Genomic DNA, 12,109 nt, shown 5'->3' with positions numbered 1-12,109 from the left:
TTCATCGTTTTTCTAAGTTTAAGGAGACCTAAAACCCATGCCTAATATTAAAGACACCCACGATCCCTATAACGGTTATAACTTTTGGGTTGAATGGGACGGCATTGTCCACGCAGGCTTCCGGGAATGTAGTGGGTTAACCAGCACCCGTGAAGCCGGGATGTATCGAGAAGGCACTGATAAAAATCTTGCCCAACGTCAACTGCCGGGACTGAATAGTCATGGCAACATCAGCCTGCAGCGCGGCATGACAGACAATAATGAACTTTGGGAATGGCTAGAGACAATGCTCGGAGGTGAGACGGAACGGCGGAATGTTTCGATCATTTTGGCCGACGATAAAGGGGAAGAATTAATTCGCTGGAACCTCGAAAATTGCTGGCCCACCAATTGGAATGGCCCTGAATTCAATGCAACCGCTAGTGATGTGGCGATTGAATCATTGGAATTGGTTCATGAAGGTGTGACGATTGGTTAACGGAGTAAGTCATGCATCAAACTGAATTTCCCTTTACATTACCCCATGGTTATCTCGATGCGGAAGGAATTTTGCATCGTGAAGGAGTCATGCGGCTCTCGCGGGCGAGTGATGAAATTACGCCGTTACGCGATCCGAGGGTACAGCGAAATTCAGGCTATCTCGTGATTATTCTCCTTGCGAGGGTAATCACGAGATTGGGCACAATCGACCAACTCAATACCAAAATTATTGAGGAGTTATTTTCCGGTGATTTAGCCTACCTCCAAGATTTCTATCAACGCATCAACCAAAATGGTCATACCCGGTTTCGGGTTGCTTGCCCTCACTGTAATGGTGAGTTTGAAGTGGAGACCGCCTCTGTGGGGGAGTAGTAAGCTACCCCCATAAGCGTTTGCTTGAGGAGGTAGCTTACCTTTCCTATCATTTTCATTGGTCCTATGGCAATGTGATGGAGATGGAACATTGGGAACGGCAACAATGGGTTGAACAGGTGGCCCAAATTAATCAAAAAATCAACCAAGATTCCGGGAAAAAACGATTTTGAAGGCAAGACAGCTTCAGTTTTGCTGTGGATTAACTGATTGAATCAAAATAGCTATGGCTAAATCTCAAAAAAAAGGTGGCAATGATCAAGAAAAATCCCGTGATCCCTATATGCCCTTTAACTTTATCGTTGAGATTAAAGGGATAACGGTGGGGGGTTTTTCTGAGGTGCAGGGCTTGAGCAGCAGAATAGAGTTAGAAGAATATGTGGAGGGGGGCATGAATCATCGGGTTCACCGTTTTCCGAAATATGTGGATTCTCCTAATTTAGTGCTGGTTCGTGGTTTGGCGGAGCGGGATGATTTATGGAAGTGGTATCAAGATGTGACGCGGGGAAAGGTGGAGCTAAAAAATGCCACGATTATTCTCAAAGATAGCCAACAGTCGGATGCGATCGCTTGGCGTATTTCTAAAGCGTATCCGGTGGCTTGGGAAGGGCCACAATTAAATGCGAGTACCGGAACAGAGGTGGCGTTTGAGCGGATGGAATTGGTACATCGCGGGATTTATGAACAAAAAGTTCAGAAGAATAATTAATCTCATTAAGTCTGGACAATCGTGATGGATCTTGACCCCAAACTGGTACAGCGGCTGACACGACCCATCCACCAACCCGGTGTGACGAATCATCGGATGGCGGATCGGTTGATTGATCGTGCCGAGCGTTTGGTGAATCGGTTGCCGTTGCTGGATCAGCAGTTGGCGCGGTGGTCAGCGATCGCCGATCTCGAAACCGAAGATATCCCCATTGTCTACGCTCAAGTTAACGAGGCGGATCAGTCAGCCGCCGATGATTGGCCGCAAGATCAACCCCAGCGAGTCCAAGGCAAGAATCAGACGGATTCAGGGGAGGGTGATTTGCCCATCGCCGTTGCCACACCCATGCAACCCTCGATCCCGCCGGATCTGTCTCGCGTTGAGCCGTCCCAAGCTCCGCAAATAGGAACCGAAACGGGGAACCCCAAAACAGCGATCGCGCCCCTGGCCCCTATCGTGACGACAACCGCACCGATCATTCAAGCCCAGCGCGATCTTGTGATTTCACCGGATGCCGCGCCCTTGGATGGTGTCACGCCGCCTCTGCCGTTAGACCATACTGATCAATTTTCCACGCCCCAAGCTCAAGGGAGACTGCAAACATCGCCCCCTGAAGCGGATCGAGGATCAATGCCCTCTACATCGGCCCCGGTGGTGGAGGCGATCGCACCCCTTGGCCCTGTCACGAACCAAACAACGGGCGTGATTCAAGCCAAGTTAGAAACCGGAGCCACCCCAGCCCAACCCCTAGAAATGGGGGAAGATCACGACGCGATCGCCCCTGTTCAGGCCGCTGAGTCGCTGCAATCCGTCACGGCTTCACCCATTGATCAACCCTCTGTTATCAAAAATCCAGCGTTTGATCCTCAGGTGATGCAAGCGGCCCTGAGTTTGGATCAGCCAAACCTGAACCCCTTGCCTAGGGATCTACCGCTGGCCACGATGCCACCAGCGGTTAATCAAAATGAGTCAGGGCATTCTGAGTTAGAGGATCACCGCGTTTCTGCGATCGCCCCAAGTCCGGCACAATCTGCCACAGTTGAAATCCTGACCACTCCCCTCAGTCCTGATTCTGCCTCTTCTATCTCAGACTCTATGCCCCTGGTGCAGCCATCCGCTAGTTCAGAATCCGCTAGTTCAGAAGCTGCTAGTTCAGAAGCTGCTCGTTCAAAATCTGCTCGTTCAAAATCTACTCGTTCAAAATCTGCTCGCTCAAAATCTGCTCGCTCAAAATCTGCTCGTTCAGAAGCTGCGGCCCCAAGGGTGGAGGCGATCGCACCCCTTGGCCCTGTCACGAACCAAACAACGGGCGTGATTCAAGCCAAGTTAGAAACCGGAGCCACCCCAGCCCAACCCCTGGAAATGGGGGTAGATCACAACGCGATCGCCCCTGTTCAGGCCGCTGAGTCGCTGCAATCCGTCACGGCTTCACCCATTGATCAATCATCCGTTATCAAAAATCCAGCGTTTGATCCTCAGGTGATGCAGGCGGCCCTGAGTTTGGATCAGCCAAACCTGAACCCCTTGCCTAGGGATCTACCGCTGGCCGCAATGCCACCAGCGGTTAATCAAAATGAGTCAGGGCATTCTGAGTTAGAGGATCACCGCGTTTCTGCGATCGCCCCAAGTCCGGCACAATCTGCCACAGTTGAAATCCTGACCACTCCCCTCAGTCCTGATTCTGCTCATTCAGACTCTATGCCCCTGGTGCAGCCATCCGCTAGTTCAGAAGCTGCTAGTTCAGAAGCTGCTAGTTCAGAAGCTGCTAGTTCAAAATCCGCTCGCTCAAAATCTGCTCGCTCAAAATCCGCTCGCTCAAAATCTGCTCGTTCAGAAGCTGCGGCCCCAAGGGTGGAGGCGATCGCACCCCTTGGCCCTGTCACGAACCAAACAACGGGCGTGATTCAAGCCAAGTTAGAAACCGGAGCCACCCCAGCCCAACCCTTGGCTATAGGGGAAGATCAAAACGCGATCGCCCCTGTTCAGGCCGCTGAGTCGCTGCAATCCGTCACGGCTTCACCCATTGATCAATCATCCGTTATCAAAAATCCAGCGTTTGATCCTCAGGTGATGCAAGCGGCCCTGAGTTTGGATCAGCCCAACCTCAACCCCTTGCCTAGAGATCTACCGTTGGCCACGATGCCACCAGCAGTTAATCAAAATGAGTCAGGGCATTCTGAGTTAGAGGATCACCGCGTTTCTGCGATCGCCCCAAGTCCGGCACAATCTGCCACATCTGAAATCCTGACCACTCCCCTCAGTCCTGATTCTGCGTCTCCCACCCCAGACTCTATGCCCCTGGTGCAGCCATCCGCTAGTTCAGAAGCTGCTAGTTCAGAAGCTGCTCGTTTAAAATCTGCTAGTTCAAAATCTGCTAGTTCAAAATCTACTACTTCAAAATCCGCTAGTTTAAAATCCGCTCGTTCAGAAGCTGCGGCCCCGATTGGTGGAGCGATCGCCCCCCTTGCCACAAACCAGACAACGGGCGTGATTCAAGCCAAGTTAGAAACCGGAGCCAAGTTAGTCCAACCCCTGGAAATGGAGAGCGCAGCCCAACCCCTGAATGGTGGTGAAGACCAGAGCGCGAAAGCACTTCCACCCCCGAAGCCAGACATCCAACCCCAGACGACCGCCTTACCCACAATTCAGACCCGCCCCTTCACGGAGGGGATCGTTCAAGCCAAGTTTGCAGCGGGCGCTACTTTGCCGATGGTTGCCCCGTCCGAGGGTTTGGCTCTCAGCCCCCATTCATCGGGATTCACGTCCCTCAATCTTGCTGCCTCGAACCCGATCGCCGCTCCCCTAACCACCGTACCAGCGGGAGTCACTGAGCCAATTTTGACCCCCTTCACCCCGCCCCGCTTCCCGGCGGTCGTCTCTGTTCCCTCCCTTGACCCCGCCCCACCGCCAAGCATCGTGCTCCATGCTCAGAATTTTAGGGCAGAACAAGAGAACCCGTTAGCCCATCCACAACAGGCGATCGCCACTATTGTTCCTAGAGATGGGGGCGATCGCAGATATCCCCAAGATCAGCCGATTTTCCTTGGCTTAAACCGGATTGAGGGGGATCAAGCCGATGGAGCCAAGGGGTCAGGAGCGATCGCCGTACCGAACCGGGTTGCAATCTCGCCTCAAGTCTTAGCAACCCCTTCAGAACAGGGACAGGATTTCACTTTCGTCCTGCCGAATCAGTCTGAAACAGCAACGATGCCCCAAACAGCGGCGCTGGTGCAAGCCCTAGAACCGATAACGCCCAGGGTGCAACCATCGAGCGATGCTAACCATCCTGGGTCAAGGGTGCAATCGGTGGAAATGCCTCAACCCATCTCCCCCCTGGTCAATGCAGAGATAGGGAGAAACACCAGCCCAGAACTGGTGGTGACGACCTCCCAGGCGGCAAACCCTATGGCAGCATCAGCCACACCAGCGTTACCGAGGGCGATCGCTCAACCCCTCCCATCGTCAAGGAATCCAGCCCACGAGGAGCAACCGGCTTTAGCGGTATTCTCCCGCCCGTTGGAAGTCCCCCCCAGTACCCCCACGGCCCTAGGTGTAACCGCCCAAGCTCAACCCTCACGACCAGTATCCCCACCGCCAAAACAATCCCCATTGAGGAAAGAGAAAAGAGAAAAAAGGAATGAGGCAGGATCTTCCTCACTTCTCAAAACAGCGGTGTCACCCATTCAACCCTCAGCAACCCGATCCCAGAGGCTTACACCAACACCCCAAACCCAGAGCATCCCCTTACCCACCGTCCAGGTGAAAACAGAGTTTAACCCGCAAAATCTAGAGCCGCTGGTGTTGTCCGGGCCGATGGTGCGATCGCACCGCACCGCCGTCAGTCAAGAAACCCATCGCGCCGCACAGACCCGTAGTCAAACCCCCAACAGTCCCGTTGTCATCAGTCCAGCCTTGCCCAACCCCCCCCCAGCGACAGCATCCCCCGGTCAGCAAAGCAGCTCCACAACAGGGCCACGGGCAAAATCCACCACAACCCAAGTGGCAAAGCAGACAACCCCGGCAGCAGTCAACATCGATGATCTCGTAGCCAAAGTTGAGCGCAAAGTGTTGAAACGATTAGTGGTAGAACGTGAGCGACGAGGAGGGCAACGACAATGGCGTTAGAAAAACTCAAAATCAAAGCCGAAAAAGACAACGAAGGCGACTTTGCCGAAGAAATCGAAGTGCTTTTCAACCCCAACCAGGTCACGATTAATAAAACCGGGTGGTCTCTCAATCAAGACGGTTATCCCAATGCGTCCAAAGAGTTGGCAAGCCTGAGCATCACTCTGTTTTTTGACACCACCCTGAGCGGCGATCCACCGGACAACGTCCAGCAACATACCAAAAAAATCTTTAACCTCACCCATCCGAAGATCGGGAAAAGTGTAAAGCGGCCACCCCGCTGCAAACTGGTGTGGGGCAAAATAGGCGGCAAAAGTAATATTCTGCTCCCCGATGGGTTTCTTGAAAGCATCACCAAAACCCTAACCCACTTTTGGGAAGACGGCACACCGGTTCGCGCCACCCTCGACTGCACCTTCCGGGAATGGGCCGATCCCGAAAAACGCAAAAAGGCCGAAAACCTGATTGACGACCCGGTGCGTATTGTCAAGCGGGGTGAAACCCTGAGCAGCATTGCCCAGGAAGAATTCGGTGATCCCGCCTTGTGGCGGATTATTGCCGATGAAAATCGGCTCTACAATCCGCGCCAAATCACCCCCGGATTGGTGCTCACCATTCCACCCTTACCGATTTTGAGTTGAGAAATGGCAGATTATTCCGGCGTTGAAACCCTCATACCCAATATCAAAGTCAGCATTGGCGGGAAGAAGCTCCCGAAGGGTGCAGATGAGGATTTGATCGCGGTACAGGTGTTTGAAGACATTGAAGCACCGAGTATGTTTACCTTAGAGTTTATGACCTGGGATTTACAAAAAGGTAAGTTTACTTGGGTTGATGATAGTTCCTTTGATGTGGGGGAGGAAGTCGAGATTCAAATGGGTTATGTCAACAAACTCAAGACCGTAATTTTTGGTGAAATTACGGGTTTAGAGCCGGAATTTCGGCAGGGTGAACGGCCGCGTTTAATTGTGCGAGGCCATGATTTACGCCATCGTTTATTACGAGGGTCAAATAGTAAATCCTTTACCAAAATGAAGGATAGTGACATTTTTAGTAAAATTGCCCGTGCTCGTGGCCTCACACCGAACACGAAAGATAGTGAAGTCAAACATGACTATGTGATTCAGCATAATCAAACGGATTGGGAGTTTCTCAGTGGTCGGGCTGAACGGATCGGCTATGAAATTACGATTGAGAAAAAAAATATTTATTTTCAACCGCCTCAAAATGATCAACAAAAAGTGTTGACATTGAAATTTAAAGAAAATTTAAGTGAGTTCATGCCCCGTTTAAGTAGTATGAACCAAGTCCAAAAGGTGGAGGTGCGTGGTTGGTTGCCCGATGATAAAAAGGAGGTGCTGGGCAAGGCAGCGGCGGGGAAAGAGGGGAGCAAAATGGGGGGCAAAACCACGGGGCCTAAAGCGGTTAAAACCTTCGGAGATTCCATCACCACAATTGTCACTCAGCCTGTGGTGACGAAGGCGGAGGCGGATCAAATTGCCTTGGGTCAGTTTAAGGATATGGCGATCGCCTACATCACCGCCGAAGGCACTTGCCCCGGTCTGCCGACGCTTCGGGTTGCTAAAGTGATCGAGGTCAAAGGCGTGGGCAAACGCTTTAGTGGTGAATATTATGTCACCTCGACGGAACACCATTATTCCCAAAAATTTGGTTATACCACTCTATTCACTGCGCGGAGAACTGCTTTATGATCGGATTCGATTTACTGATGCCCAATGATCCTGCCGCCCGTTTTTATGGTGTGACGATCGCGGTGGTGACGAATGTTGAAGATGACGATAACTTAGGACGGGTTAAGGTGAAATTCCCCTGGCTTACGGATGAGGATGAAAGTCCGTGGGCGCGGGTGGTGACTCCGATGGCGGGGGGCGATCGCGGTTTCTATTTTCTGCCGGAAGTGGATGATGAGGTGCTCGTCGCCTTTGAACATGGTGATATGGCTTTCCCCTACATTTTAGGCAGTTTGTGGAATGGCAAAGATAAACCCCCGGAAAAAAATGATGATGGGGAAAATAACAAACGCCTGATCAAGTCCCGCAGTGGTCACATGATTATCTTCGACGATACCGAAGATAAAGAGCAACTGATCATTCAAGATAAAAGTGGTAAGAATAAAATCACGATTGATTGTGAAAATGATGCGATGACGATTCAGGTGGAAAAAGATTTCACCATTGAAGCGAAAGGAAAAGTAACGATTAAAAGTAAAGATGATGATATGTTGCTCGAATGTAAAAACCTGGAGATTAAAACCCAAAGTGATTGCAAAATCAATGCCGGTGCAAATTGCAATATTCAAGCCAAAACGAAAGGGGAATTTAAGGCCCAATCTGGTTTAGAACTGAACTGTTCGGCGGGGGTCAAGGTTAATAATGGTGCGTTGGAGGTGATGTAGTGGATATTGATTTTCTCGGTGTGGGTTGGACGTTGCCGGTTCAATTGCAGGAAGAACACCAAATCGCCACCGCCAAATATGAGCAAGCCGTCCGCCAGTCTATTTGGGCGATTCTCAGTACGGCGCGGGGGGAACGGGTGATGCGACCGGATTTTGGCTGTCGCATCCATGATCAGGTGTTTGCGCCGAATACGGCGGGGACGGTGGGGCAAATTATCAGTGATGTGGAATCAGCCCTTTTGGATTGGGAACCCCGGATTGATGTCCTGGCCATTGAGCCAGTGGAAGCACCGGGGCAACCCAACCTGTTACAGATCTCGATTAACTATCGGGTACGGACGACGAACAACGCCTTTAACCTTGTCTATCCTTTCTACCTCCAGTAAACGATGTCTTCCCAGCCGCCCAAACTTGACCAGCGTAGCTACGCAGAACTTGTCCAGCAGACTCAGAGCCTAGCGGAGTCCTATACGCCTTGGCGTGCCGCTCCCAATTCTGGGGATGTGGGTTTGGCCTTGGTGCGCATTTTTGGGCGGATGGCGAGTCTGGTCCAGGAGCGTCTGAATCAAATTCCGGAACGGAATCGGTTGGCGTTTATGAATTTGGTGGGGACGCAACTGACTCCACCCCAAGCGGCGCGATCGCCCCTCACCTTTGAACTAGCAGCAGGGAGTCCTGTGGATGCCCTCGTCCCGGCATTGACCCAGATTGCTGCGCCGCCGCCGGAGGGGGAAGAGGCGGAGGTGATTTTTGAAACGGAGCGGGAATTGTTGGTGACGGCAACGCAGGTCAAGGCGATGTTTGTGATCGAAGATCGGGATTATTACAGCGATAGGTGCGCTAACGTCTTCCCTGACCCAGTGCCGCCCGCCTTTGAAGTGCTGAAGGGCGATCGCCCCGTTGAACATTACCTATATCTCCACGGGGCCGAGGTGTTTGACCTGCCCAAACTCACCACCGTCCAGTTCGCGATCGCCACCGATTCCCCAGAGAGTGCGACTCAGCTTGCCGCCCGCTTTCTGGCTTGGCAGACTTGGGACGGTAAACAGTGGCAACGCCTCCCCCAGGTTGCGGTGGAAACCGAAGCCGCCCAGGTCTTCATCACCCTGACCCAACTCCCCAAGCTCAAAGAGGTTGAGGTGAATGGCCGCCCCGGAAAATGGCTCCGCATCACGCTCTATCGCCATCGGCGGGAAGCGTTGCCTGAAATTTTGCAAATTTTGGTGAGTGCTAGCGTTGACCAGACCCAAACGCCCCAGGACTGTCTGTTTAACAACATCACCCTCGATCTGAGCAAAGATTTTTACCCCTTGGGGACAGCACCGGACTATAACGATACGTTTCAAGTTGCCCTTGATCCGCGTTTGATTCAGCCGGGGGTGGCGATCGCCCTCAACGCCACCCTCAGCCATGCCCCCAGCCATAGCGAGGATCTTCAGTTGGTGTGGGATGTGGGGGATGGCCAAACTTGGACGGCAATCTTCCCCGATCCCGACCCCGCCCAATTCCATTGGCTGCGGAACTCGGAACCCCCGCAATTTGTGGCGGGGCGAACCCAAGGCACTTTCCGCTTTCCTGACCCCCTCCCGCCCCAGGGTCCCCATACCGCAGAGCCGACCTATTGGCTGCGGGCGCGGCTGGTGCAAGGCCGCTACGGTAGCCGGGGCCGGGTGCGCCATTATGTCACCTACAACGAGATCACCTTGCTGGCAACGGCAAACGCCGCCGGGCAAACGGAAATTGTCGTGGATAGTACCGACGAAATCCAGGTGGGGGATACGATTCGGCTTCAGGATAGTCGTGATCTGCTGATCCGGGAGGATCTCGAAGTGACAGCCATTTCCCCCGATGAGAACCGCATCACAGTCAACCGGGCCACCCGCCAAGCCTATGGCATCGGCAGCCGGGTCTTGGGTAAATTCACCATTGCCGAACCTAGCCCGGATGTGGTCGATCCGCCCTGTTTGGCCGCCCTGACCGTAACCTATCAGTTCTTTTTAGAGCAGCCCGCCGTGGCCCTGGCCTACAACGACTTTACCTATGGCGCAGGGAGTCCGCTGGTAGCCTTTCTCCATCGGCCAGCGCGGGCGGGCGATCGCCGGATTCAACTTGAAGAGGTGAAGGGTTTGGCCCTAGGGGAGTTCCTCCGGTTTGCCGATGGGTCGGGGGAACGGGGGCAAATTGAACTGATTGATCCCGCCTCCAGTTGGGTGGTGTTCACCACAGCATTAACGGCAGATCACAAAGCCGGGGTAAAAGTGACGCGGGCGTTTTATCCCCTCACGCCACCCTTGCACCGGGATTCTGCCTTTTATCTCGGCTTTAACCAAGCCTTTCCCAACCGTCCGAGTACCCTCTATTTCCAAGTCCAGTCTCCCGAACCGGACGAGGTGGCTCCCGGTACTCATCGCACTGTGGGGGATGGTCGTCGGTTGGTGTGGGAATATCCCACGCCGGAGGGGTGGCGATCGCTGACGGTGCGCGATGAAACCGCCGCCCTCACGGAGAAGGGCTTAGTCCAGTTCATTGGCCCCACGGACTGGATCGCCTCCCCCCACTTTGGGCAGCAGCACTATTGGCTCCGGATACGGCAACAGCCCAACACCGAGGCCGAGATTCCCTTGGTTTTGATTGATCTTTGGCACTGGGCGATTCGCGTGGAAGAATTTCGGCTGTATGGCTTGATGCGCTATCTATTTGCGAAAGTTCGGGATTCCGCCGATCTCACCGTTCCCCCGCGCTTGCTCAACGCCCGCACCAATACAACTTGGGCGCGACAGGCGATTACCCTCAATGCCGAGATTTTGGGGTCGAGTCAATTTGAACCGGGCCAGGTCGTCACCGCCAGCCAAGCGCCGATTTTGGCGGGACAAGCGTTAGAGATTGAGGAAGGCCGTTTCCCCTCGGAGGCGGAACAACAGCAACTCCGGCAACAGTGGGGGACGGAGGCCATCACCCCCGTCTACGATGAAACGGGAGAACTCGAAGCGGTGTGGGTGCGTTGGCAGGAAGTGCCGGATTTCTATAGCTCGGCGGCGGGCGATCGCCATTACACCCTCAATGTTGCTACGCAAGGGCAAGCCCAACGCCAGCGGGGACGGATTCAATTTGGCAATGGCCAGGCGGGGATGATCCCGCCACGGGGTCGCAACAATATCCGCTTGAGCTACCGCACCGGGGGGGGCGATCGCGGCAACCAACCGGCCCAGACCATTGTCGAACTCAAAACCACGATCCCCTACGTGGCCGGGGTGATCAACTGGGAAGCTGCCGAAGGGGGCAATGATCAAGAATCCCTCGCCCGTTTGAAGGTGCGATCGCCCCAACGGCTGCGCCACCGCGATCGCGCCGTCACTGCCCAAGATTTTGCCGATCTCGCCTACGATGCCGCCGTCGAAGTCGCACGGGTGCAGGTGATCACCCCGGAAATGCTCACCCCTGACTTTAATCCGCTCCTGGAAGAACTGTGGATCGACCCCAATCACCCCAACACACCCACCGCTTCAGTTCCCGGCAACGAAATTGATGTCTTTGACCACGAAAACGAGATCCGAGCCGGGCGCGTGCGACTGATCATCGTGCCCCAAAGCAATGACCCCCAACCCCTGCCCACCCTCGCCCTCCTCAACCAAGTGGAGCAATTTCTCCAAGCGCGGTTTGTGGCCACGATGCGCCTACAGGTCTGTGGGCCGAAATGGCAGGCGATCGGGGTCACGGTGGATATTGTTCCCGTCAGCATCACCAATGCAGGCACAGTCAAAGCCGCAGTGGAGGCGAAACTCCAGCAGTTTTTGCATCCCCTCACAGGCGGGCGGCAGGGCCAGGGCTGGGATTTTGGGCGCATTCCCCATCGCTCGGATCTGTTTGCCGCCCTCGAAACCGTGCCAGGAGTGAGCTATGTCAGCAGCCTGGCCATCGACCCAGCCAACCGACCGATTGATCGTCAAACCCTGATCTATTCCGGGACGCACCAGATTACCCTCCAACTTCCTGAAGCCACCCCCTAA

General features: G+C 53.9%; 10 protein-coding genes. All 10 read left to right on the top strand.

Annotation, left to right across the window (positions count from 1 at the left end; genetic code table 11):
* The first annotated feature begins 37 nt into the window (after nucleotides 1-37).
* The 10 genes from SPI6313_RS20750 to SPI6313_RS20705 are packed head-to-tail and all read left to right on the top strand — an operon-like array spanning nucleotide 38 to nucleotide 12,109.
* On the top strand, nucleotides 38-478 hold the full coding sequence (locus SPI6313_RS20750) for a phage tail protein (protein ID WP_072622709.1): 441 nt from the start codon (nucleotides 38-40) through the stop codon (nucleotides 476-478).
* A gap of 11 nt (nucleotides 479-489) precedes the next feature.
* The gene (locus tag SPI6313_RS20745; protein WP_072622708.1) at nucleotides 490-852 is read left to right on the top strand and encodes a hypothetical protein; all 363 of its coding nucleotides are present in this window, start codon (nucleotides 490-492) and stop codon (nucleotides 850-852) included.
* A 20-nt stretch (nucleotides 853-872) separates the two neighbouring features.
* Nucleotides 873-1,025: a DUF6760 family protein gene (locus SPI6313_RS25240; protein ID WP_342751657.1), complete on the top strand. Its 153-nt coding sequence runs from the start codon at nucleotides 873-875 to the stop codon at nucleotides 1,023-1,025.
* A gap of 53 nt (nucleotides 1,026-1,078) precedes the next feature.
* A complete protein-coding gene (locus SPI6313_RS20740) occupies nucleotides 1,079-1,561 on the top strand; it encodes a phage tail protein (RefSeq protein ID WP_072622707.1) in 483 nt (160 codons plus the stop codon).
* 24 nt (nucleotides 1,562-1,585) lie between these two features.
* A complete protein-coding gene (locus SPI6313_RS24555; protein WP_245788922.1) occupies nucleotides 1,586-5,686 on the top strand; it encodes a hypothetical protein in 4,101 nt (1,366 codons plus the stop codon).
* A complete protein-coding gene (locus SPI6313_RS20725) occupies nucleotides 5,677-6,327 on the top strand; it encodes a CIS tube protein (protein WP_072622704.1) in 651 nt (216 codons plus the stop codon). The genes SPI6313_RS24555 and SPI6313_RS20725 overlap by 10 nt, the downstream gene beginning before the upstream one ends.
* A gap of 3 nt (nucleotides 6,328-6,330) precedes the next feature.
* Complete coding sequence (locus SPI6313_RS20720) at nucleotides 6,331-7,398, top strand: phage late control D family protein (protein WP_072622703.1); 1,068 nt, start codon at nucleotides 6,331-6,333, stop codon at nucleotides 7,396-7,398.
* Nucleotides 7,395-8,102 carry a phage baseplate assembly protein V gene (locus tag SPI6313_RS20715; RefSeq protein WP_072622702.1) on the top strand — a complete coding sequence of 236 codons (708 nt, stop codon included), beginning with the start codon at nucleotides 7,395-7,397 and terminating at the stop codon, nucleotides 8,100-8,102. The genes SPI6313_RS20720 and SPI6313_RS20715 overlap by 4 nt, the downstream gene beginning before the upstream one ends.
* Nucleotides 8,102-8,488, top strand: coding sequence for a GPW/gp25 family protein (locus SPI6313_RS20710; protein ID WP_072622701.1), 387 nt, complete (start codon nucleotides 8,102-8,104; stop codon nucleotides 8,486-8,488). Before SPI6313_RS20715 ends, SPI6313_RS20710 begins: the two co-directional genes overlap by 1 nt.
* Nucleotides 8,489-8,491: 3 nt before the next feature.
* Nucleotides 8,492-12,109: a baseplate J/gp47 family protein gene (locus SPI6313_RS20705; RefSeq protein WP_072622700.1), complete on the top strand. Its 3,618-nt coding sequence runs from the start codon at nucleotides 8,492-8,494 to the stop codon at nucleotides 12,107-12,109.

It is taken from the genome of Spirulina major PCC 6313, assembly GCF_001890765.1.
Classification (GTDB): Bacteria; Cyanobacteriota; Cyanobacteriia; order Cyanobacteriales; family Spirulinaceae; genus Spirulina; species Spirulina major.
Note: the sequence above shows the minus strand (reverse complement) of the source record. Positions and strands in the feature narration are given on the sequence as shown.